This is a genomic window from Acidovorax sp. NN32 (genome assembly GCF_057597245.1).
The window spans coordinates 1,010,195-1,032,430 of sequence record NZ_CP199679.1; the positions used below are offsets into that span (position 1 = coordinate 1,010,195).

At 63.8% G+C, this 22,236-nt stretch carries 18 protein-coding genes; 16 read left to right on the forward strand and 2 right to left on the reverse strand.

Going from position 1 to position 22,236, the window contains the following annotated elements; all coding sequences use genetic code 11:
- The first annotated feature begins 70 nt into the window (after positions 1 to 70).
- Positions 71 to 520 carry an OsmC family protein gene (locus tag ACT89O_RS04695; protein WP_055398537.1) on the forward strand — a complete coding sequence of 150 codons (450 nt, stop codon included), beginning with the start codon at positions 71 to 73 and terminating at the stop codon, positions 518 to 520.
- A 175-nt stretch (positions 521 to 695) separates the two neighbouring features.
- Here ACT89O_RS04695 and coq7 read toward each other — a convergent pair whose 3' ends face one another.
- Positions 696 to 1,313 (reverse strand): 2-polyprenyl-3-methyl-6-methoxy-1,4-benzoquinone monooxygenase, encoded by a 618-nt coding sequence (gene coq7 / locus ACT89O_RS04700; RefSeq protein ID WP_176888349.1) that lies wholly within the window; start codon positions 1,311 to 1,313, stop codon positions 696 to 698.
- Between the two features lie 314 nt (positions 1,314 to 1,627).
- Here coq7 and ACT89O_RS04705 point away from each other — a divergent pair, with 314 nt between their 5' ends.
- From ACT89O_RS04705 to ACT89O_RS04740, 8 genes are all read left to right on the forward strand, one after another.
- The gene (locus ACT89O_RS04705; RefSeq protein WP_121422331.1) at positions 1,628 to 2,680 is read left to right on the forward strand and encodes a porin; all 1,053 of its coding nucleotides are present in this window, start codon (positions 1,628 to 1,630) and stop codon (positions 2,678 to 2,680) included.
- A gap of 361 nt (positions 2,681 to 3,041) precedes the next feature.
- Positions 3,042 to 4,622: an ABC transporter substrate-binding protein gene (locus ACT89O_RS04710; protein ID WP_487261977.1), complete on the forward strand. Its 1,581-nt coding sequence runs from the start codon at positions 3,042 to 3,044 to the stop codon at positions 4,620 to 4,622.
- Positions 4,623 to 4,940: 318 nt separating this feature from the next.
- Positions 4,941 to 5,921 carry an ABC transporter permease gene (locus tag ACT89O_RS04715; protein WP_055398533.1) on the forward strand — a complete coding sequence of 327 codons (981 nt, stop codon included), beginning with the start codon at positions 4,941 to 4,943 and terminating at the stop codon, positions 5,919 to 5,921.
- A gap of 148 nt (positions 5,922 to 6,069) precedes the next feature.
- Positions 6,070 to 7,287, forward strand: coding sequence for a M20 aminoacylase family protein (locus ACT89O_RS04720; protein ID WP_121507524.1), 1,218 nt, complete (start codon positions 6,070 to 6,072; stop codon positions 7,285 to 7,287).
- A gap of 85 nt (positions 7,288 to 7,372) precedes the next feature.
- The gene (locus ACT89O_RS04725) at positions 7,373 to 8,953 is read left to right on the forward strand and encodes an ABC transporter substrate-binding protein (RefSeq protein WP_029413932.1); all 1,581 of its coding nucleotides are present in this window, start codon (positions 7,373 to 7,375) and stop codon (positions 8,951 to 8,953) included.
- 131 nt (positions 8,954 to 9,084) lie between these two features.
- A complete protein-coding gene (locus ACT89O_RS04730) occupies positions 9,085 to 9,996 on the forward strand; it encodes an ABC transporter permease (RefSeq protein ID WP_055398531.1) in 912 nt (303 codons plus the stop codon).
- A gap of 26 nt (positions 9,997 to 10,022) precedes the next feature.
- Positions 10,023 to 11,009, forward strand: coding sequence for an ABC transporter ATP-binding protein (locus ACT89O_RS04735; protein WP_121422335.1), 987 nt, complete (start codon positions 10,023 to 10,025; stop codon positions 11,007 to 11,009).
- Entirely contained in the window at positions 11,006 to 12,016 is a 1,011-nt protein-coding gene (locus ACT89O_RS04740) for an ABC transporter ATP-binding protein (RefSeq protein ID WP_121422336.1), read from the forward strand. The genes ACT89O_RS04735 and ACT89O_RS04740 overlap by 4 nt, the downstream gene beginning before the upstream one ends.
- Positions 12,017 to 12,169: 153 nt before the next feature.
- On the opposite strand, the gene ACT89O_RS04745 is transcribed toward ACT89O_RS04740, so the two are convergent.
- Positions 12,170 to 13,090: a LysR family transcriptional regulator gene (locus tag ACT89O_RS04745; RefSeq protein WP_056745237.1), complete on the reverse strand. Its 921-nt coding sequence runs from the start codon at positions 13,088 to 13,090 to the stop codon at positions 12,170 to 12,172.
- A gap of 161 nt (positions 13,091 to 13,251) precedes the next feature.
- On the opposite strand from ACT89O_RS04745, the gene ACT89O_RS04750 reads away from it, so the two are divergent.
- The 7 genes from ACT89O_RS04750 (at position 13,252) to ACT89O_RS04780 (ending at position 22,224) form a co-directional block, all read left to right on the forward strand.
- Positions 13,252 to 15,378 (forward strand): 3-hydroxyacyl-CoA dehydrogenase NAD-binding domain-containing protein, encoded by a 2,127-nt coding sequence (locus tag ACT89O_RS04750; RefSeq protein ID WP_487261978.1) that lies wholly within the window; start codon positions 13,252 to 13,254, stop codon positions 15,376 to 15,378.
- 103 nt (positions 15,379 to 15,481) lie between these two features.
- Entirely contained in the window at positions 15,482 to 16,657 is a 1,176-nt protein-coding gene (locus tag ACT89O_RS04755; RefSeq protein WP_055398527.1) for an acetyl-CoA C-acyltransferase, read from the forward strand.
- 44 nt (positions 16,658 to 16,701) lie between these two features.
- Positions 16,702 to 17,910, forward strand: coding sequence for an acyl-CoA dehydrogenase family protein (locus ACT89O_RS04760; protein WP_121507520.1), 1,209 nt, complete (start codon positions 16,702 to 16,704; stop codon positions 17,908 to 17,910).
- Positions 17,911 to 17,920: 10 nt separating this feature from the next.
- Positions 17,921 to 19,054: an acyl-CoA dehydrogenase family protein gene (locus ACT89O_RS04765; RefSeq protein ID WP_487261979.1), complete on the forward strand. Its 1,134-nt coding sequence runs from the start codon at positions 17,921 to 17,923 to the stop codon at positions 19,052 to 19,054.
- A 4-nt stretch (positions 19,055 to 19,058) separates the two neighbouring features.
- Positions 19,059 to 19,895: an oxepin-CoA hydrolase, alternative type gene (locus ACT89O_RS04770; RefSeq protein WP_218299088.1), complete on the forward strand. Its 837-nt coding sequence runs from the start codon at positions 19,059 to 19,061 to the stop codon at positions 19,893 to 19,895.
- Positions 19,892 to 21,139, forward strand: coding sequence for a CaiB/BaiF CoA transferase family protein (locus ACT89O_RS04775; RefSeq protein ID WP_487261980.1), 1,248 nt, complete (start codon positions 19,892 to 19,894; stop codon positions 21,137 to 21,139). The genes ACT89O_RS04770 and ACT89O_RS04775 overlap by 4 nt, the downstream gene beginning before the upstream one ends.
- 77 nt (positions 21,140 to 21,216) lie before the next feature.
- On the forward strand, positions 21,217 to 22,224 hold the full coding sequence (locus ACT89O_RS04780; protein WP_487261981.1) for a Bug family tripartite tricarboxylate transporter substrate binding protein: 1,008 nt from the start codon (positions 21,217 to 21,219) through the stop codon (positions 22,222 to 22,224).
- Positions 22,225 to 22,236 lie beyond the last annotated feature (12 nt).

Here is a 22,236-nt window from a genome sequence, read left to right on the forward strand (position 1 = left end):
CAACACCAAATTTTTATTTCGCCGGGCCATTCCGTGCGAAAAAAACCACGCACCAAAAAGGAGATACCCCATGGAATGCACAGTCAGCTGGACCGGAGGCACAGGAACACGTTCTGGCATGGGCTTTGTGGCCGAGACCGGCAGCGGCCATGTTTTGACAATGGATGGCGCGCCCGATGCTGCCAATCCGGCCAACGGCGGTCTGAACCTGGCGCCCCGGCCCATGGAGACAGTGCTGGCCGGTACAGGCGGCTGCACGGCCTACGACGTGGTGCTCATCCTCAAGCGGGGCCGCCACGATGTGCGCGGCTGCAGTGTCAAGCTGACCACCGAACGTGCCCAGACGGACCCCAAGGTGTTCACCAAGATCCATATGCATTTCACCGTGACCGGCAAGGGTATCCCGCCCGCTGCGGTAGAGCGCGCGATCGCCATGAGCCATGACAAATACTGCTCGGCCAGCATCATGCTGGGCAAGACGGCGGAGATCACCACCGGGTTTGAAGTGGTCGAAGCATGAGATAGACCCCCCCTGAGTCGCCTGCGGCGCCTTCCCCCCAGGGGGACGACGCCAGTGGCCTGGCAAAGCCAGTTCCACGGCGTCTGCTGGCTTGGGCTGCGCCAGTTTTTGAGGTCGTCACGCGCGCGATGCCCCCTGGCGCACGCGGTCAGTGCGTGCGCAGTGCGGCCAGTGCTCAGAGGTAGTGCGCGGTGGTGGTCATCACCTTGGCTGCTACCTTCATCGCCGCCCGGGCGGGGGGCGGCAGTTCCAGCGCTCCCGATGCCCGTGCCTGGGCTGCATGGCGCTCCTCGTCGTCCTTCATGCGTGCCACCACGGCCCGTGAGGGCAGGTCTTGTGCGGGAAGCCGTGCGAGGTGGCTTTGAAGGTGCGCCGCCACCTGGTTTTCCGTTTCCGCCACAAATCCCAGGCTTGCCCGGTCGCTGACCTTGGCGGCGACCAGCCCCAGCGCGAAGGCGCCCGCAAACCACAGGGGGTTCAGCAGGCTGGGCCGGGCGCCCAGCGCGTCCAGGCGCTGCTGGGTCCAGGCCAAGTGGTCGGTTTCTTCGCGGGCGGCCTCCAACAGGTGGGCACGGAGCGCGGGATCGCGCGTGACGGCTGCCTGCGCGGTGTACAGGGCTTGTGCGCAGACTTCGCCCACATGGTTGACACGCATCAGCGCCCCCGCCAGCTTCTTCTGGGTGGGGTCGAGCGCTCCTTCGTCCATGCCGCGCGCCGGCGTGGGCTCCGATGCCCGGGGTGTTGCAAAAAGTGTGCGCAGTGCGGTGTCAGCCGCAATAAGCAAAGAGTCCATGGAGGCTTTCAGGTTGGCAAGAGCGCAGAAACACAATTTTCACTTGGATACAAATCTCAGGCGTTGGCAGGAGCTGCCACAAGGCGCAGCAGATCGATTTGCCGGGGTTCATGGAAATGTTGCAACACTGCAACGATTTTTCCCTTTCGGGTCGATTGTGGGTGAATTCCTTTGCGAAACCTGGCCGGGTCTGGTGCAATAAGAGCAACTTCCCCACCAGGAGGTTGGCCCGGGGAACCGGCGGGACTGTGCAGGTGCTTTCACCATAGACCCCCCGTACCGGAGCCCGATGTTTAACCTTGGAGTAACTCGCAATGAAAAAATCCCTGATTGCCCTGGCTGTGCTGGCTGCTTCCGGCGCTGCAATGGCTCAATCGTCCGTAACCCTGTTCGGTATCGTTGACGCTACCTACGCATACGGTTCCGGCAGCGTCGCCAACAAGTCCCAACTGACGAACTCCGGCTACAACAGCAGCCGTCTGGGCTTCCGCGGTGTTGAAGATCTGGGTGGCGGCATGTCCGCTTCGTTCTGGCTCGAAGCTGGCGTGAACAACGACAACGGTTCCGGTGGCACCACCAGCACCAACAACCAAGGCGCAAGCGGCGTCACCGGCGGTGGCGGCTTGACCTTCAACCGTCGTTCGACCGTCAGCCTGAACGGCGGCTTCGGTGAAGTGCGTCTGGGCCGTGACTACACGCCCCAATTCTGGAACCTGACCGTGTTCGATCCGTTCGGCACGAACGGTGTTGGCACGACCCAAACCCTGAACTCCAGCCTGGGTGGCCCAACCACCGTGCGCGCTTCGAACTCCATCGGCTACTTCCTGCCTGGCAACCTGGGCGGTTTCTACGGCCAAGCCCAGTACTACATGGGTGAAAACCTGAGCAACGCAGCCAACAAGAAGGACGGCAACGGCCTGGCTCTGCGCGCTGGTTACGCCAATGGCCCCATCAACGTGGCTCTGGCTTTCTCTGACACCAAGTTCCTGTCGGGCAACATCAAGGCTGTGAACCTGGGCGGTCAATACGACCTGGGCGTGGCCAAGATCATGGCTCACTACAACCAAGACGACGTCAAGGGCGGCGCTGAAGGTAAGGGCTTCCTGATCGGTGGTCTGGTGCCCGTGGGCGCTGGCGAAATCCGTCTGGCTTACTCCACCTACAAGATCGACCAAGTTGGTGCTGACCCACGTTCGAACAAGATCGCTCTGGGCTACGTGCACAACCTGTCCAAGCGCACGGCTCTGTACGCAACGTACGCTCACGTGAGCAACAAGAACGGCGCTGCTCAGTCCCTGAACGGTTCCGTGACTGCTGCTGGCGACAACTCCAACGGCTACGACTTCGGTATCCGTCACAGCTTCTAATATCGAGACTGGCTTCTGGCCAGTTACCGGTATCAAAGCTAAAAAAGCCGCCTTCGGGCGGCTTTTTTTTGTCTGCTGATTTGTGCTTGGTGGTTGGTTGTTCGGACTTCCTGTATGTAACTCCGGGTACATCCTCCCTACAGATCGGTCGGTTGACGTCGGGCAATGGCATCCTTCGCACTGTCTCCGAGGTTTCTTCCTCTTGTTTGCTTTGGTGCAGATTCTTGGCACCATCCTTGCGTGCTGCTTCCCTACAAAATCAGCCCTTAGAGGCCCTTCGTAGTGCCCGGGATTCAGGGATTTCCCGTTGGCTATAGAGCAACCTTTACTGCATAGTAAAACTTTTATTCAAGAGGGTTCCATGAAACTCAAATACAGTCTTTTGTCGGTGGCCGCGGCTGCTGCACTGCTTGCAGCACCAGCCCTGCATGCCAAGCCCTTCAAATGGGCTAGCCAGGGGGAAATCGCGACCTGGGATATCCATTCCCAGAACAACGCGCTCCAGAATGGCATCCATGCGAATGTGTATGAAAGCCTGGTTTACTACAACAGCAAGACCTTTGACGTAGAACCCGTGCTGGCAACGGCCTGGAAAGAAATCAGCCCCACGCAGGTGCGTTTCACGCTGCGCCAAGGCGTGAAGTTCCATGATGGTTCAGCCTTCACCGCCGACGACGCGGTGTATTCGCTGCAGCGCGCGATGGCCAAGACATCGAACTTCACTCCCTACATCCAGGGCATCAGCAAGATCAACAAGGTGGATGCGCAAACCATCGACGTCATCCTGACCGCGCCCAACCCCGTGCTGCTGCGCCAGATGACCGAACTGCGCATGATGAGCAAGGCCTGGGCGGAAAAGAACAAGTCGGTCGACCCCAAAGACATCAAGGGCAGCGATGAAAACTTTGCCCACCGCAATGCCATGGGCACCGGTCCCTACACGCTGGAATCGTGGCAGCCTGATGTGAAGATGGTGTTCAAGCGCAACCCCAACTGGTGGGGCAAGATGGACGGGAACGTGACTGAAATCGTCTACACCCCGATCAAGTCTGCTGCCACACGCATTGCAGCCCTGCTGTCGGGCGAAGTGGACATGGTGCTCGACCCCACTCCCCAGGATCTGGGCCGCTTGCGCGCCAGCCCCGACCTCAAGGTGATTGACGGCATTGAGAACCGCACCATCTTCCTGGGTATGGATCAGTTCCGCGACGAACTGCCAGGCTCCAACATCAAGGGCAAAAATCCGCTCAAGGACGTGCGCGTGCGCAAGGCCCTGTACCAGGCGATTGACGCAGAAACCATTTCCCGCAACATCATGCGTGGCCTGGGCAAGCCCACGGGCACCATCGTGGCCCCACAGGTGGCGGGTTATACCGAGGCCGTTGGCAAGCGTTTCCCCTACAGCGTTGAAGCCTCCAAGAAGCTGCTGGCCGAGGCTGGTTACCCCGATGGTTTTGAGGTGGACTTTGCCTGCCCCAACAACCGCTACATCAATGACGAAGCCATCTGCCAGGCCGTGACCGCCATGTGGTCGCGCGTGGGCGTGAAGGCCAAGCTGCGCACGCTGCCCCTGGTCAATTACTTCCCGATGATCCAGCGCTACGAAGCCAGCATCTACATGCTGGGCTGGGGCGTGCCGACCTTCGATGCGCTGTACAGCCTGCAATCGCTGGTCCGCACTGTGGGCCAAGGTGGTGACGGCAACTACAACGTGGGTCGCTACAGCAACCAGCGCATGGACTATCTGGTGGACCGCATCAAGGCAGAAACCGATGCACCCGTGCGCGCCCGCATGCTGACGGAAGCGCTGCAACTGTCCAACGACACCGTGTCCCACATTCCTCTGCATGACCAGGTGATCCCATGGGCCGTGAAGAAGAACATTGAACTGGTTCACCGCGCGGATAACCGCGTGGACATGCGCACCGTCAAGGTGAATTGACCGGTGCCTGACACACTGAGAGCAAGGGCCTAGGGATGACCTGCATAACCCTCGTGAGGCTGTGGTAGTGCGGATCGGGATGGGCCGCAAGGCGTCTTTTTGCAGCCAATAGCCAAGCTATTGGCAAGAAAAGCAACGCGGCGGACCGCCCGAGGCCGCGCTATCACAGACCGCAGGGAGTGATACAGGTCATCCCTAGAGGCCCTTGCTTTCTTTGTTTTGTTTTCTGGTCCGGTTTGACGACCGCATATTGCCTGCCAGCGCCCTGCCATCAAAAGTGGCTGTGGCGTTCCCATCGAACACTCAATCGACTCTCCGATGCTCGCCTTTATATTGCGCCGCCTGATACAGGCTGTGATTGTCATGGTCACGGTGGCCTTCATCTCCTTCATGCTGTTCCAGTACGTGGGAGACCCTGTGGTGTTCCTGCTGGGCCAGGACGCCACTCCCGAGCAGATCCGCGAACTGCGCGCCTCGCTCGGTCTGGACAAGCCCTTTTTCATACAGTTCTGGCATTTCTTGGTCAACGCAGCCCAGGGCGAATTCGGCCTGAGCCTGCGCCAGGGTGCCAAGGTTTCGCGGCTGATTGCAGAGCGTTTTCCTGCCACACTGGAGCTGGCCTTGGTGGCTGCTTTCCTGGCCCTGGTCATTGGCGTGCCCATGGGCGTGTATGCAGCCCTCAAGCGCGGCACCTTCACAAGCCAGCTGTTCATGACCATCTCACTGCTGGGCGTGTCGCTGCCAACGTTCCTGATCGGCATCCTGCTGATCCTGGTGTTCGCTGTCACCCTGGGCTGGTTCCCCAGCTTCGGGCGCGGTGAAGTGGTACAGATGGGATGGTGGAGCACGGGCCTGCTCAAGGCCAAGGGCTGGCACCACATCACGCTGCCTGCCATCACGCTGGCGATTTTCCAGCTCACGCTGATCATGCGGCTGGTGCGCGCAGAAATGCTGGAGGTGCTGCGCACAGACTACATCAAGTTCGCACGCGCCCGGGGCCTGTCCAATCGCGCCATTCACTTCGGCCATGCGCTCAAGAACACGCTGGTGCCCGTGATGACCATCACCGGACTGCAGCTGGGTGGTCTGATTGCCTTCGCCATCATCACCGAGACCGTGTTCCAGTGGCCCGGCATGGGCCTGCTGTTCATCCAGGCCGTGACCTTTGCCGACATTCCGGTGATGGCCGCCTACCTGTGCCTGATCGCCTTGATCTTTGTGGTGATCAATCTGGTGGTGGACCTGTTGTATTTTGCGGTCGACCCACGCCTGCGCGTAGGCAAGGCAGGAGGGCATTGAATGAACTCCCCCTTGAGTCGCTTCGCGCCATCCCCCCAAAGGGGGGACGCTCCCAGCGCGGCGGGGCGGCCCTTGCGCGGGAGCGCTGGCCTGTGCCGCGCCGGTTTTGCCGGCTGCTGGCGCTGCACGAGCTTTCGGGACGCCTGACATGCAGTCGCTTCGATACAAAGCCGGAGGCCGGGCGTTTGCGCACATTGCGCAGTACCACCCCGAGCTGACCGCGCTGCGCCGGGACCTGCATGCCCACCCTGAGCTGGGTTTCGAGGAGATCTACACCAGCACGCGCGTCAAAGAGGCCCTGAAGCTCTGCGGCGTGGACGAGATCCACGACGGCATTGGCCGCACGGGAGTCGTGGGCGTGATCCGCGGCCGCAGCACCTCCAGTGGCAGCATGGTCGGCCTGCGTGCCGACATGGATGCGCTGCCGCTGGCCGAGCACAACGATTTCTCCTGGAAGTCGTGCAAGCCCGGCCTCATGCATGGCTGCGGCCACGACGGCCACACCGCCATGCTGGTGGGGGCTGCGCGCTACCTGGCCGAGACCCGCAACTTCGACGGCACAGCCGTGCTCGTGTTTCAGCCGGGTGAAGAAGGTTTTGCTGGCGCCCGCGTCATGATGGAAGACGGGCTGTTTGACCGCTTCCCGGTGCAATCCATCTACGCCATGCACAACTGGCCCGCGATGAAGCCCGGCACCGTGGGTATCAACTCCGGCCCCATGATGGCTGCGGCGGATCGCTTCACCATCGAGATCACGGGACGTGGCGGCCACGGTGCCCATGCCTATCAGACGGTGGACGTGCTGGTTGTGGCCGCGCACATCATTACGGCCGCGCAAAGCATTGTCTCGCGCAATGTGCGCCCCATTGAAAGCGCCGTGGTCAGCATCTGCGCCGCACAGGCTGGCGACCTGGGGGCCTTCAGTGTGCTGCCGGGCTCTGCCACGCTGGTGGGCACCGTGCGGACATTCGATCCGGTCGTGCAGGAGATGGTGGAAAAGCGCCTCAAGGAGCTGTGCAACGCCATCGCCCTGGGCTTTGGCGCCACGGCCACGGTGCACTACGAGCGCATCTACCCGGCCACGATCAACAGCGAAAGCGAAGCCATCTTTGCCGGCGACGTGGCCGAATCCCTGCTGGGTGCCGACCATGTGGTGCGTGACCTGGAGCCCAGTATGGGCGCCGAGGACTTCGCCTTCATGCTCCAGACCCGCCCCGGTGCCTATCTGCGCATCGGCCAGGGCACAGGGGCCAGTGGCAGCGCCTTGCACAACAGCCGCTACGACTTCAACGACGACATCCTGCCCCTGGGCTCAGCGCTGCACGCAAGCCTTATCGAGCAGGCCATGCCTTTGGCGGCAGCTTGAAGCACCGTCCAGCCAGCCTGCCCATTTGCACGACCGTGCCACGGCCCAACCCTTTCACCCCGCTTTCCCCAACCTGGAGGTTTCCATGAAATTCCATAAAAAAATCGCTCTGACCGCTCTCTTTACCGCGTTGGCGGCGGCGAGCCTGGTGGCCCAAGCTCAGACCATCCGCATCGCCAACCAGGGTGACTCGCTGTCGATGGACCCCCACTCGCTCAATGAGTCGCTGCAGCTGAGCGTCACCGGCAACGTCTATGAGCCGCTGGTCGGCCGCAACAAGGACCTGAGCCTGGCGCCTGCCCTGGCGACGAGCTGGAAGCAGACGTCGCCCACCGTGTGGCGTTTCGAGTTGCGCAAGGGCGTGCAATTCCACGACGGCACCCCTTTCACGGCCGATGACGTGGTGTTCAGCTTCGGGCGCACCCAGGTGGAAGGCTCGGACATGAAGAGCTACACCAACGACTTCAAGGAAGTGCGCAAGATCGACGACCACACGGTCGAAATCGAAACCAAGACCCCCTTCCCGATCCTGCCGGATGTGATCTCGCTCGTGTACATGATGAGCAAGAAGTGGTGCGAGACCAACCAGGCCCTGGGCCCGGTGGACCGCCGCAAGGGCATCGAGAACGCCGCCTCGTTCCGTGCCAACGGCACGGGCCCCTTCCGCCTGCGTGAGCGCCAGCCCAACGTGCGCTCGGTGTTTACACGCAACGGCAGCTACTGGGGCAAGATCGAAGGCAACGTCAGCGAAGTCGTTTTCACCCCCATCGGCAACGATGCGACCCGTGTGGCCGCCCTGCTTTCGGGCGAGGTGGACGTGATGGAACCCGTACCCGTGCAGGACATCGAACGCGTGAACGGCAGCGCCAACACCCGTGCCATCACCGGCCCCGAACTGCGCACCATCTTCCTGGGCATGGACCAAAAGCGTGACGAGCTGCTGTACTCCAACGTCAAGGGCAAGAACCCCTTCAAGGACAAGCGTGTGCGCCAGGCCTTCTACCAGGCCATCGACATCGAAGGGATCAAGAAGACCGTGATGCGTGGTGCATCCAACCCCTCGGCCCTGCTCGTGGGTCCCGGCATCAATGGCTTCCAGCCTGACGCGAAGCGCCTTCCCTACGACGTCGAAGCTGCCAAGAAGCTGATGGCCGAAGCCGGCTATCCCAACGGCTTCGAAGTGGCCATGAACTGCCCGAACGACCGCTACGTGAATGATGGCCGCATCTGCCAGACGGTGGCCGCCAACCTCTCGCGCATCAACGTCAAGATCAACCTGCAGGCCGAAACCAAGGGCACCTACTTCCCCAAGGTGCTGCGCCGCGACACCAGCTTTTACATGCTGGGCTGGACGCCCGCCACCTACGACTCGCACAACGCGCTCAACGCCCTCATGCGCTGCGTGGATGACAAGGGGTCCGGCCAGTTCAACCTGGGCGCCTACTGCAACCCCAAGGTCGATGAGCTGACACTCAAGATCCAGGCCGAGACCGACAAGGTCAAGCGCAACGCGATGATCAAGGAAGTCTTCGATCTGCACGCTGCCGATGTTGGCCACATTCCCCTGCACCAGCAAGCGCTGGCCTGGGGCGTGGGCAAGAACGTCAAGCTTGTGCAGCTGGCCGACAACTTCATGCACTTCAAGTGGATGAGCATCACCAAGTAAGAAGGGGTGCAGAAGTCCCTACGTTAGTCGATCGCAGAGAAAAGAGAGAACGACCGGTTCTTTGAAAGTCCACACCAACGCATGGCCGCTACCCGGGCTCTGCGTTGGTGCTTGTTTACTGGTTTCCCACAATGAAAACAACCCTTGCCCGCTGGTTTGACAGCGATGTTGGCTACAGCTTCCGCACATCGCCCATGGCGATGGTGGCCGCTGCCATCGCGCTGATCTGTGTGTTCTGTTCGGTATTTGCCGGATGGGTCGCGCCCCATAACCCCTTTGACCTGGCCACGCTCGAACTCAGCGACGCGCGGCTGCCACCGGCCTGGAGCGCCGAGGGCTCCATGAAGTACCCCCTGGGCACCGACGACCAGGGCCGGGACATCCTTTCCGCCCTCATCTATGGAGCGCGCATTTCCCTTGTGGTGGGCCTCGCCTCGGTGGTGCTCTCCGTGGTGGTGGGCGTGGCGTTTGGACTGCTGGCCGGCTTTCGCGGCGGCTGGATCGATGCCGTGCTCATGCGCCTGTGCGACGTGATGCTGTCGTTCCCCGCCATCCTGGTGGCGCTGCTGATTGCGGGTGTGGGCCGTGCGCTGTTCCCCAACGCGCACGAGTCGCTGGCATTTGGTGTGCTGATCATCTCCATCTCGCTCACGGGCTGGGTGCAGTACGCGCGCACGGTGCGCGGCTCCACCCTGGTCGAGCGCAACAAGGAATACGTGCAGGCTGCCCGCGTGACGGGCGTTTCGCCGCTGCGCATCATGCGCAAGCACGTGCTGCCCAACGTCATGGGCCCTGTGATGGTGCTGGCCACCATCCAGGTGGCCACGGCCATCATCACCGAGGCCACATTGTCCTTCCTGGGCGTGGGCGCACCGCCCACCTCGCCTTCGCTGGGCACGCTAATCCGCATCGGCAACGACTACCTGTTCTCCGGCGAATGGTGGATCACCGTGTTCCCCGGTGCCATGCTGGTGCTGATCGCCCTGAGTGTGAACTTGCTCGGCGACTGGTTGCGTGATGCCCTCAATCCGCGCCTGCGCTGAACAAGAACAAGAAAAGCGATATCCCCATGAGTCTCCTAGAAGTCAAAAACCTCGTTGTCGAATTCCCGGGCCGTCGCGGTACCCTGCGCGCCCTGGACGACATTTCCTTCTCCATTGCACCCGGCGAGATCCTGGGCGTGGTGGGGGAGTCCGGCGCGGGCAAATCGCTCACTGGCGCTGCCATCATCGGCCTGCTGGAGCCCCCGGGCCGCGTGGCATCTGGCCAGATACTGCTCGAAGGCCAGCGCATCGACAACCTGAGCAATGAGGAAATGCGCCACATCCGTGGCCGCCGCATCGGCGCGATCTTTCAAGACCCGCTGACCTCGCTGAACCCGCTGTACACCGTGGGCCGACAGCTCACCGAAACCATCCTGGCCCACCTGCCGGTCACGCCCGCCGAGGCGCGCCAGCGTGCCATTGCGCTGCTGCAAGACACCGGCATTCCGGCCGCTGCAGAGCGCATCGACCACTACCCGCACCAGTTCTCCGGTGGCATGCGCCAGCGCGTGGTGATTGCCCTGGCCCTGGCGGCCGAGCCCAAGCTCATCGTGGCCGATGAGCCCACCACGGCGCTCGACGTGTCCATCCAGGCGCAGATCATCACGCTGCTGAAAAACATCTGCAAATCGCGCGGTGCCGCGGTGATGCTGATCACCCACGACATGGGCGTGATCGCCGAGACCTGCGACCGCGTGGCCGTGCTGTATGCCGGGCGCGTGGCCGAGATCGGCCCCGTGCACGACGTCATCAACAAGCCCTCGCACCCGTACACCAGCGGCCTCATGGCCTCCATCCCCGACATGACGGTGGACCGTGAACGCCTGAACCAGATCGACGGCGCCATGCCCCGTCTGAACGCCATTCCCCAGGGCTGTGCCTACAACCCGCGCTGCCCCCAGACTTTTGACCGCTGCATGACTGATCGCCCCGACCTGATGGACGCAGGCTCCACCCGCGCCGCCTGCTGGCTGCACGCTGGTGCCACGACAAAAACCGAGGTGACCGCATGAGCGCAGCAATGAAGAGCAAGGCTTTGGTGCAGGCGCACGACCTGGCCAAGACTTTTGACGTGTCCGCCCCCTGGCTCAACCGCGTGATCGAGCGCAAGCCCCGCACGCTGCTGCATGCGGTGGACGGCGTGAGTTTCGAGATCGAAAAAGGCAAGACCCTGGCCCTGGTGGGTGAGTCCGGCTGCGGCAAAAGCACCGTGGCGCGCCTGCTGGTGGGTTTGTACGAGCCCACACGCGGCGGCCTCACGTTTGACAACCAGGATGCGCACGCCGCCTTCAAGGGCAACGACGCCAAGGCCATGCGCCGCCGCATCCAGATGATCTTCCAGGACCCGTATGCCAGCCTGAACCCCCGCTGGCTGGTCGAAGACATCATTGGCGAGCCGCTCAAGGAGCATGGCCTCATTACCGACAAGGCTGAGCTCAAGCAGCGCGTGGGTGAACTGCTCAAGTCCGTGGGCCTGTCGCCGCTGGACATGGTGAAATACCCGCACCAGTTCTCCGGCGGCCAGCGTCAGCGCATCTCCATCGCGCGCGCCTTGGCCACCGAGCCCGAGTTCCTGGTGTGCGACGAGCCGACGAGTGCACTTGACGTGTCGGTGCAGGCCCAGGTGCTCAACATCATGAAGGACCTGCAGCGCGAGCGGCATCTCACCTACCTGTTCATCAGCCACAACCTGGCCGTGGTGCGCCACGTCAGCGACCAGGTCGGCGTGATGTACTTGGGCCGCCTGGTGGAGCTGGCCGACAAACACACGTTGTTTGACACGCCCCGCCACCCGTACACCCGCATGCTGCTCGATGCCATCCCCAAGATGCACGACACCGGCAAGGCCCGCACCCCCGTGCAGGGCGAGGTGCCCAACCCGCTGAACCCACCACCCGGTTGCGCCTTCAACCCCCGCTGCCCGCATGTGAACGACCGCTGCCGCACCGAGCGCCCCCAGCTCAAGAGCATTGGTGGCATCCGCATTGCGTGCCATGCGGTGGAGGAAGGGCGGATCTGATGCCAGCCGCCACGCGGGTTTGCTGACGCGCGGCGGAGGGACTCATCCGGCATTGCTACTGTCGCAGTAGCGATTGCTATCAATAAAATAGCTGCTAGCGCAATGAATACCTGCGCTTGCGGCTATTTTTTCTTGTAAACGCGCAGAAGATGCTCATCCTGGCTCCGCAGTCACTCCTTGGCCGGCTGCCGGCAGGGCCCGCCCCAGCAGGTAGTCAATGCAGGTGCGCACCGCACGCGTCTGGTGGCGGTTGGGCATGTAGAGCATGAACATCTGGGTGCCAAAAATGCTCAACCGCCAGTCGTCCAGCGTGGTCAGCACTTCCCCACTGGACACGGCGTCCTGCACCACGTAATCCGGTACCAGCCCTACGCCCAGCCCTGCCAGGATGCCTTGGCGCAGAAACGGAAAGTGCTCCGAAATGAGGGTGGGCTCCAGCAGGGCTTCCTGGCGCTGGTCACCCCGGTACCCGCGCAGGCGCAGCTGCTTGCCCACCACCCCTGCGGTGATCACCGGCGCGGCCTGCAGCGCTTCAAAGCTTTGGGGCAGCCCATGCGCCTCGGCGTACCCCCGCGATGCGCAGGCGATGTAGCGCACGCTGCCTAGGTCGCGCGCCACCAGCGTGGGTGGGGGCTCGGGCATCACGCGGATGGCGATGTCCACCTCATCGCGGATGAGGTCGTCCACCCGATTTTCAAAGCGCACATCCAGCACGATGCCAGGGTACAGCCGCTTGAAGTCGATCAGCCAGTCTGACATCACCATCTGCCCGTAGCCACTGGGCACGCTCAGGCCCACGCGGCCCTGCAGGCCCTGGCCCAGCGTGGCAATGGTCTCGCGCGCGGCCAACATCTCGTTCTGAATGGCGCGGCCATGGGCATACAGGCGCAGGCCCACCTCGGTGGGCTCCACCCGGCGCGTGGTGCGGCGCACCAGCTGCACACCCACTGACTTTTCGAGCTGGTGCAGGTGGTAGCTGACGTTGGCACGGGACATCTTCAGGTTGCGGGCGGCCTGGCTGAGGTTGCCGGCATCGAGGATGTCGACCAGCACGGTGAGGGAGGTGAGTTCCATTGAACAGGGAGGTGGCGCGGGATGCCGTTGCGGGGGTGTTTGTCAAAAGGCGTTTGACAGTCTGTCAACGGGCTATGTAATTGTCAAGATAACTTCACGCATCAACAATCACCGAGTCATTCACAGGCAGTCAATAGCCATCGACCAGGAGACTTTCCAGCATGGGCGCCGCCATTCCCGCATCTTCCGTTGTCACCACCGCGCTGCAGGGCGATGTGCTTGTCGTCACCATCGACAACCCACCCGTCAACGCCCTGGGCGCCGCCGTGCGCCAGGGCCTGTTGGCCGCCATGCAGCAGGCGCAGGCCGACGCCGCAGTGGCGGCCGTGCTGCTGGTGGGCGCTGGCAAGGCCTTCATTGCCGGGGCGGATATCCGCGAATTCGGCAAGCCACCGGTTGCCCCCATCCTGCCCGAGGTCTGCCGCGCCATCGAAAACCTGAACAAGCCCGTGGTGGCCGTGCTGCACGGTGCGGCGCTGGGCGGCGGTCTCGAAGTGGCTCTGTCAGCCCATTACCGCCTGGCATTGCCTGCCGCTACGCTGGGCCTGCCCGAGGTGAACCTGGGCCTGCTGCCCGGCTCGGGAGGCACCCAGCGCGCCCCGCGCTTGATGGGCGTGCAGGCCGCCACCACCCTCATGCTCAGCGGCCAGCCCCTCAAGGCCCAGGCCGCGCTGCAGGCTGGGCTGGTGGACAAGCTGGTGGAAGGCACCGACCCGCTGGCCGCAGGCCTGGCCTACTTGCGCGAACTGCTGGCTGCCAATGCCCCCGTGCGCCGCACGCGTGACCTGGCCATTGCCGAGCCGCAGGCTGCACTGGCCTGGCTGGACGCACAGAAGGCTGAGACCGCCAAAAAGTCGCGCGGCCTGTTCTCACCCCTCAAGATCATCGAATGCGTGCAGGCCGCCGTGCAGCTCCCGTTTGACGGAGGCTTAGCGCGCGAACGCGCCCTGTTCATGGAATGCATCGACAGCCCGCAGCGCGCCGGTCTCATCCACGCCTTTTTTGCCGAACGCGAGGTCGTCAAGGTGCCCGAAGCCCAGGCCACACAGCCGCGCCCCGTGGCCAGCATTGCCGTGATCGGCGGCGGCACCATGGGGGCGGGCATTGCCGTGGCCGCACTGGATGCCGGTTTGCCCGTGACCATGATCGAGCGCGATGCCGAGTCCATCGCCCGTGGCCGCGCCAATGTCGAGAAGGTCTACAACGGCCTGGTGGCCAAGGGCCGCATGACCGATGCCGCCAAGGCCGCCGTGATGGCGCGCTACAGCGGCAGCACCAACTACGCCGACATCGCCCAGGTGGACCTGGTGATCGAAGCCGTGTTTGAAGACCTGGAGGTGAAGAAGGCCGTGTTCCGCGAGCTGGACCGCGTGTGCAAGCCCGGTGCCGTGCTGGCCACCAACACGTCTTACCTCGATATCGACGCGATTGCCGCAGCCACCAGCCGCCCGCAGGACGTGATCGGCCTGCACTTCTTCAGCCCCGCCAACATCATGAAGCTGCTGGAGATCGTGGTGCCCGCCAAGGTGGCGGCCGACGTGGTGGCCACGGCGTTCGAGCTGGCCAAGAAGCTCAAGAAGGTGCCCGTGCGCGCCGGTGTGTGCGACGGCTTCATCGGCAACCGCATCCTGGCCGTGTACAAGCAGGCGGCTGACTACCTCATGGAAGACGGCGCCAGCCCCTACGAAATCGACGCGGCTGTGCGCGGCTTTGGTTTCGCCATGGGCCCGTGCCAGGTGACGGACCTGGCCGGTGGCGACATTGGCTGGGCCACGCGCAAGCGCCGCGCTGCCACACGCGACCCGAAGGCCCGGTACGTGGAAATTGCCGACCGCATCTGCGAGCGCGGCTGGTTCGGCCAGAAGACCGGGCGCGGTTTTTACCTCTACCCCGAAGGCGCCCGCGTGGGCCAGCCCGACCCTGAAGTGCTGGCCATTGTGGATTCCGAACGCGCCAAGAAGGGCATCACGCCGCGCAGCTTCAGCGCCGACGACATCATGCGCCGCTACATGGCCGCCATGGTCAACGAAGGCGCCAAAGTGGTGGCCGAAGGCATTGCCCTGCGCCCGCTGGATGTGGACGTGACCTTCGTCGCGGGCTACGGCTTTCCGCGCCACCGTGGCGGCCCCATGAAGTGGGCCGACATGACCGGACTGGACAAGGTGCTGGCCGACATCCAGGCCTTTGCCAAGGAAGACCCGCTGTTCTGGAAGCCCTCGCCCTTGCTGGTGCAACTGGTGCGGGAAGGGCGCAACTTTGACAGCCTGAACCAGGCTGAAAAGAGCTGAGCCCGCCTCGCGATTCGATTTTTCAGATTCATCAAATTCAAATCATTTTGGCCTCTAGCGCTTGATTAATAAGCGCAAGCAGCTATTCAATCAGGAGCAAATCATGCGTGAAGCCGTCATCGTTTCCACTGCCCGCACCCCGCTGACCAAGTCGCACCGGGGCGAGTTCAACGCCACGCCCGGCCCGCAGCTGGCGGCCTTTTCCGTCAAGGCGGCGGTCGAGCGCTCGGGCATCGACCCCGAGCTGATCGAAGACCTGGTGATGGGCTGCGGCTACCCCGAGGGCATCACGGGTAAGAACATTGGTCGTCAGACGGCACTGCGCGCCGGCTTGCCGCTGTCGGTGGCGGGCATGGTGGCCAGCCGGTTTTGCGCATCGGGTCTGCAGTCGGTGGCGATTGCCGCAGGCCGCATCGTGGCCGAGGGCGTACCCGCCATGGTGGCCGGTGGGGTGGAAAGCATTTCGGCCATCCGCGCAGGCAACCCGGCAGACATCGACCCCTGGCTGCAAGAGCACAAGCCCGACCTCTACATGGCCATGATCGATACCGCCGACATCGTGGCCCACCGCTACGGCATCAGCCGCGAAGACCAGGACCTGTTCTCGCTGCAAAGCCAGCAACGCACCGCCGCCGCACAGCAAGGCGGCGTGTTCGCCGACGAGATCGTGCCCTGCACCACGCGCATGATGGAAAAGAACAAGGAGACCGGCGAGGTCACCTACCGCGAAGTGACGGCCACGCACGACAACTGCAATCGCGCCAGCACCACGCTGGAAGGCCTTGCCAAGCTGGAGCCGGTGAAAGGTCCGGGCCAGTTCATCACCGCAGGCAACGCCTCGCAGCTGTCCGACGGCTCCAGCGCCTGCGTGCTCATGGAAGCGAAAGAAGCCGAGCGCCGGGGCCTGCAGCCCCTGGGCGCGTTCCGTGGCTTTGCGGTGGCCGGTTGCGAGCCCGACGAAATGGGCATTGGCCCCGTGTTTGCCGTGCCCAAGCTGCTGGCGCGCCACGGCCTCACGGTGCAGGACATTGACCTGTGGGAGATGAACGAAGCCTTTGCCTCGCAGGCCCTGTACTGCCAGCGCCGCCTGGGCATTCCGTCCGAGCGGCTGAACGTGAACGGCGGAGCGATTGCCATTGGCCACCCCTTCGGCATGACCGGCGCGCGCCTGGTGGGCCACCTGCTGCTCGAAGGCCGCCGCCGCAAGGCCAAGTACGGCGTGGTGACGATGTGCATTGCCGGTGGCATGGGCGCTGCAGGCCTGTTTGAAATCTTCTGACCGTGCGCCACACCACCGAACTCTGAAACTGCAAGCGACCCGATATGGACCTGAATTTCACCCCCCAAGAGGAAGCCTTCCGCGCCGAGGTGCAGGCTTTCTTGAAAGCCAAGCTGCCCGAACGCATCGCCACCAAGGTCAAGGCCGGGCAGCGCCTGTCCAAGGCCGACCAGGATGAGTGGCACGCCATCCTGAACGAGCGCGGCTGGCTTGCCAACCACTGGCCCGAAGCCTATGGCGGCCCCGGCTGGGGCGCGGTCGAGAAGTTCATTTTCGACACCGAATGCGCGCTGGCCGGTGGCCCGCGCATCGTGCCCTTTGGCGTGAACATGCTGGGCCCGGTGCTCATCAAGTTTGGCAACGAAGCGCAGAAGCAATACTGGCTGCCGCGCATCCTGAGTGGTGAGGACTGGTGGTGCCAGGGCTACTCCGAGCCCGGCGCGGGCTCGGACCTGGCTTCCGTGAAGACCACGGCAGTGCGAGTCACGGACGAAACAGGTGACCACTACATCGTCAACGGCCAGAAGACCTGGACCACCCAGGGCCAGCACGCCAACATGATCTTCTGCCTGGTGCGCACCGACCGCGAGGCCAAGGCGCAATCGGGTATCAGCTTCTTGCTGGTGGACATGCAATCGCCCGGCGTGGAGCTGCGTCCCATCCGCACGCTCGATGGCGACAAGGAAGTCAACGAAGTGTTCTTCACCGACGTGAAGGTGCCCGTGGAAAACCTGGTGGGCGAGGAAAACAAGGGCTGGACGTATGCCAAGTACCTGCTGACCTACGAGCGCACCGGCATCGCAGGCGTGGGCTTCTGCATTGCCGCACTGGCCAAGCTCAAGGTGGTGGCCGCCAAGGTGATGAAGAACGGCCAGCCGCTGGACCAGGACCCGCTGTTTGCCGCCCGCATGGCCCAGGTCGAGATTGACCTGGAGAACATGAAGACCACCAACCTGCGCGTGATTGCCGCCGTGGCGGGTGGCGGAGTGCCGGGGGCTGAAAGCTCCATGCTCAAGATCCGTGGCACCGAGATCCGCCAGGAAATCCTGTCGCTCATCCGTCGCGCGATGGGTCCGTATGCGCTGCCTTTCATCGAAGAAGCGCAGTACGAAGGCTATGCCGATGAACCCGTGGGGCCGAAGGAGGCAGCGACGGCAGCCGCGAATTACTTCAACTACCGCAAGCTGTCGATCTTTGGCGGCTCCAATGAAATTCAGAAGAACATCATTTCCAAAATGATCCTTGGTTTGTGAGGTTGCCGCGATGAACTTTGAACATACCGAAGACCGCCGCATGCTGGCGGACACCCTGAACCGTTTTGTGGCCGAGCAGTACGGGATCGAAATCCGCAACCACATCGCCTACGGCGACAGCGGCATGGACGCAGCGCTGTGGGGACGCTTTGCGGAGCTGGGTGCGATTGGCGCGCTTTTCCCCGAGGCCGATGGCGGCTTTGGCGGTGCGGGCTTTGATGTGGCCGTGGTGTTTGAAGCCCTGGGCAGTGGCCTGGTGGTCGAGCCGTTTGTGGGTGCACTCATGGTGGGCCGGGCATTGGGCCTGGCGGGCAGCGCTGCGCAAAAGGAACACATCGCCAGCATCATCGACGGCAGCACCGTGGTGACCCTGGCGCACGAGGAAGCCGGCGCGCACTACGCCCTGAACCGCGTGACCACCCGCGCCGTGCGCAATGGCGACGGCTGGTTGCTCACCGGCCACAAGGCCGTGGTGCTGCATGGCGACCAGGCTCAACTGCTGTTGGTCAGTGCCCGCACAGCGGGCGCCGTGGACGATGAAGAGGGTATCTCGCTGTTCCTGGTGCCCACCGATGCCGCGGGCCTGAGCCGCCGTGGCATGGGCCGTGTTGACGGAGGGCGTATGGCTGAAATCACGCTGCAAAACGTGCAAGTCGGCGCCGGCGCGCTGGTGGGCTCGGAAGGCCAAGGTTTTGCCACACTGGAACATGCCGCGGGCTGGGGCATTCTGGCCGTGTGCGCCGAGGCGCTGGGCGCCATGGATGTGGCCAAGAAGCACACGCTGGAATACCTGCAAACGCGCAAGCAGTTTGGTGTGCCCATTGGCAGCTTTCAGGCCCTGCAGCACCGCATGGCCGACCTGCTGCTGGAAGTGGAGCAGGCGCGCTCTGCCGTCATCAACGCAGCGGCCGCGATGGACAGCACCGACCGCACCGAGCGCGAGCGCGCGCTGTCGGCCGCCAAGGTCACCATGGGCCGCATCGGAGCGTTGGTGGCTGAAGAAAGCATTCAGCTGCACGGCGGCATTGGCATGACGTGGGAGCTGCCCCTGTCCCACTACGCCAAGCGCCTCATCATGGTGGACCACCAGTTTGGCGATGAAGACCACCACCTGGCGCGCTTTATCGCGCTGGGTCGGAGCTGAAGCCATGGAGCAGCCACTGCCTCTGCTGCAACGCCGTGAGGGCGCGGTGCTCGTGCTCTCCAACAACAACCCTGCCGCGCGCAATGCGCTGTCGCCCGCGTTCTATGCGGCGCTGACCGAGGCACTGGCACAGGCCGAGGCCGACCCCACCGTGGGCGCCATCGTGCTCACGGGTGAAGGCGGGCACTTTTGCGCGGGCGGCGACCTGCGCCAACTGGCCAAGCGGCGCGAGCTGCCCGTGGAAGAGCGCCGCGCCAAGCTCGAAGGCCTGCACGACCTGATCCGCACCGTGCGCGATTGCCGCAAGCCGGTCATTGCCGCGGTGGAGGGCGCTGCGGCGGGCGCCGGCCTGTCGCTGGCGCTGGCCTGCGACATGCTGGTGGCTGCGCGCAATGCCGTGTTCTCGGTCGCGTATGTGAAGGTGGGCCTCACGCCCGACGGCGGTGCCACCGCCTTCCTGGCCGAGTTTGTGTCCCGCCAGGTGTTGACCGAGCTGTGCCTCACGGGCGAACGCATCTCCGGCGAGCGGCTGCATGCGCTCGGCCCCGTCAACCGCCTGGCCGAGCCGGGCGAGGCACTCGCCCAGGCCGTGGCCCTGGCTGCGCAAGTTGCCACCGGGCCTGACACCGCGATGGCGAACATCAAGGCCCTGTGCCGCAGCGCCTATGTGCAGCCGCTGGCTGACCAGCTGGAGCTGGAGGCACAGCTGATGGTGCTGTCACAGGCCACCGAAGAATCCCGCGAAGGCATCGCTGCGTTTCTGGAAAAGCGCCCGGCCGATTTCGCACGCTTGCGCCAGGCTCCTGCCACTGCCGCTACCCAACCCGACACTACGAAATGACCACTACAACACCGACACCCCCGCTGCCCGAGGGCATGGACTTCCCGCTCGACGGCGTGCGCGTGCTCGACCTCTCGCGCGTGTTTGCCGGGCCGCTGTGCGGCCAGGTGCTGGCCGACTTTGGCGCTGACGTCATCAAGGTGGAGCACCCCGGCCGGGGCGACGACACCCGCGACTGGGGCATGCGCATCGGCAAGACCGAGACCACCTACTACAACAGCATGAACCGCAACAAGCGGTCCATCACGGTGGATTTGCAGACGCCCGAAGGCGTGAAGATCATCCGCGATTTGCTGCCGCAGTGCGATGTGGTGATCCAGAACTTCAAGACCGGTGGTGCCGAGAAGCTGGGCCTGGGCTACGAGCAGCTCAAGGCCATCAAGCCCGACCTCATCTACTGCTCGGTGGCGGGCTACGACAGCTCCGGCCCCGAGGCCAAGCGACCCGGCTACGACCTGGTGATTCAGGGCGAGGCGGGTCTGATGGCCATCAACGGTGAGGCCAGCCAGCCCCCGCTGAAGTTCGGCGTGGCCGCGGTGGACATGATGACCGGCATGTATGCGGCGCAGGCCGTGCTGGCCGCGCTGTTCCGGCGGGAGCGCACGGGCAAGGGCCGCCACATCGAGATGGCGCTGTACGACTGCGGTCTGATGATCACCGGCTACTACGGCCTGGACGCCATGCTGCTGGGCCACGACCCGCAGCGCTACGGCAACGCCCACCCGTCCATCGTGCCCTACGGCATGTTCGAGGCACAGGATGGTCCGCTCATCATCGCCGTGGGCAACAACAGCCAGTTCGACAAGTTCTGCCGCCAGGTGGTGATGCGTCCGGATATCGTCGAAGACCCCCGTTTTGCCACCAATGTCGAGCGTGCCCGCAATCGACTGATCCTGCTGCCCCAGATGAAGGCGTTGATTGCCAGCTTCCCGCGTGATGTGCTGCTCGAACGCCTGACCGCTGCTGGCATCCCTTGCGGCAGGGTGGCCGGCCTGCACGAGGCGCTGACCAGCGAGCGCACGCGCCGCGGCGGCCTGCTGCAGGAAATGCCCCACCCCGTGGCGGGCACTACGCATGTGTTCGCGCCGCCTTATCGACTCGATGGGCAGCGCCTGCCCATCCGCAACGCCCCGCCCACGCTGGGCGCCGCCACGCGGGAGGTGCTGCAGCAACTGCTGCAGCTGCCCGAGGCAGAGCTTGAAGCCCTGCGCGACAAGGGCGTGCTCACGCTTCCATCGCTCTAAATACTATAAAAATAATAGCTTCAATCGCTTGTTAGGTAAGCGCTAGAGCAAATTTCAACCTCAACCAGGAGACAAACATGAACATCACCCGCATTCACCGCCGCCGCGTCCTGCAGGGCTTGGCCGCCTTGGCCAGCACCGGCCTGCTGGGTTCCGCACTGGCCCAGTCGGGCAAAGATGCCTGGCCCAGCAAGCCCATCAAGCTGATCGTGCCCTACCAGGCCGGTGGCGCCACCGACATCACCGCCCGCACGCTGGGCGAGAAGCTCTCGGCCCGCCTGGGCCAGCCCGTGTTGGTAGACAACCGTGGCGGCGCTGGCGGTGTGACCGGCACCGACCAGGCGCTCAAGTCACCGGCCGACGGCTACACGCTGCTGGTGTCGCTGGGCACCACCATGCTGATCAACCAGTACCTGTACGAGCGCCTGCCGTACCAGCCGCAAAAGGACCAGGCCCTCATCACGCAGATCGCCCTGGCTCCGGTGGTGCTGCTGGTGCATCCGCAGCTGCCGGTGTCCACCGCGGCCGAGCTGATGAGCTATATCGACCGCAACAAGGGCAAGGTCGCCTACGGCTCGTGGGGCATGGGCTCGTATGCCCACCTGGCTGGCGCCTGGCTGTCCGACAAGCACAAGGCCGACATGAATCATGTGGCCTACAGGGGCGAGGCGCCCATGCTGCAGGACCTGGTGGGCGGGCAGTTGCAAATGGCATTTGCCAGCCTGCAGTCGGCCCGGCCGTACATTGATTCGGGCCGTCTCAAGCCGCTGGCCGTGACGGGCACCCAGCGCATGGATGCGCTTCCCAAGCTGGCCACCATGGCCGAGCAGGGCATCAAGGACGAGGTGTTCCAGGTGACAGGCTGGTTGGGCATGAGCGCCCCGGCCAACACCCCGCCGGAGGTCGTGGCCCGCCTGGGCCGCGAGCTGCAGGCCGTGATTGCGCTGCCTGAGGTGCGTGAGCGCATCCAGCAGATGGGTTTCATCCCCGTCGGCAGTAGCCCCGAACAGTTCGGCGCCCAGTTCAAAAAAGATGCACCCGTCTGGGAGCGCGTGGTCAAGGTGTCCGGCGCCAAGCTGGACTGATGCAACCCCTCC

Coding starts and splice junctions, on each gene's coding strand:
- ACT89O_RS04735 (WP_121422335.1), top strand. CDS start 10,023: ATGAGTCTCCTAGAAGTCAAAAACCTCGTTGTCGAATTCCCGGGCCGT.
- ACT89O_RS04710 (WP_487261977.1), top strand. CDS start 3,042: ATGAAACTCAAATACAGTCTTTTGTCGGTGGCCGCGGCTGCTGCACTG.
- ACT89O_RS04695 (WP_055398537.1), top strand. CDS start 71: ATGGAATGCACAGTCAGCTGGACCGGAGGCACAGGAACACGTTCTGGC.
- ACT89O_RS04745 (WP_056745237.1), bottom strand. CDS start 13,090: ATGGAACTCACCTCCCTCACCGTGCTGGTCGACATCCTCGATGCCGGC.
- ACT89O_RS04760 (WP_121507520.1), top strand. CDS start 16,702: ATGGACCTGAATTTCACCCCCCAAGAGGAAGCCTTCCGCGCCGAGGTG.
- ACT89O_RS04715 (WP_055398533.1), top strand. CDS start 4,941: ATGCTCGCCTTTATATTGCGCCGCCTGATACAGGCTGTGATTGTCATG.
- ACT89O_RS04730 (WP_055398531.1), top strand. CDS start 9,085: ATGAAAACAACCCTTGCCCGCTGGTTTGACAGCGATGTTGGCTACAGC.
- ACT89O_RS04705 (WP_121422331.1), top strand. CDS start 1,628: ATGAAAAAATCCCTGATTGCCCTGGCTGTGCTGGCTGCTTCCGGCGCT.
- ACT89O_RS04725 (WP_029413932.1), top strand. CDS start 7,373: ATGAAATTCCATAAAAAAATCGCTCTGACCGCTCTCTTTACCGCGTTG.
- ACT89O_RS04740 (WP_121422336.1), top strand. CDS start 11,006: ATGAGCGCAGCAATGAAGAGCAAGGCTTTGGTGCAGGCGCACGACCTG.
- ACT89O_RS04775 (WP_487261980.1), top strand. CDS start 19,892: ATGACCACTACAACACCGACACCCCCGCTGCCCGAGGGCATGGACTTC.
- ACT89O_RS04720 (WP_121507524.1), top strand. CDS start 6,070: ATGCAGTCGCTTCGATACAAAGCCGGAGGCCGGGCGTTTGCGCACATT.
- ACT89O_RS04780 (WP_487261981.1), top strand. CDS start 21,217: ATGAACATCACCCGCATTCACCGCCGCCGCGTCCTGCAGGGCTTGGCC.
- coq7 (WP_176888349.1), bottom strand. CDS start 1,313: ATGGACTCTTTGCTTATTGCGGCTGACACCGCACTGCGCACACTTTTT.
- ACT89O_RS04750 (WP_487261978.1), top strand. CDS start 13,252: ATGGGCGCCGCCATTCCCGCATCTTCCGTTGTCACCACCGCGCTGCAG.
- ACT89O_RS04770 (WP_218299088.1), top strand. CDS start 19,059: ATGGAGCAGCCACTGCCTCTGCTGCAACGCCGTGAGGGCGCGGTGCTC.
- ACT89O_RS04765 (WP_487261979.1), top strand. CDS start 17,921: ATGAACTTTGAACATACCGAAGACCGCCGCATGCTGGCGGACACCCTG.
- ACT89O_RS04755 (WP_055398527.1), top strand. CDS start 15,482: ATGCGTGAAGCCGTCATCGTTTCCACTGCCCGCACCCCGCTGACCAAG.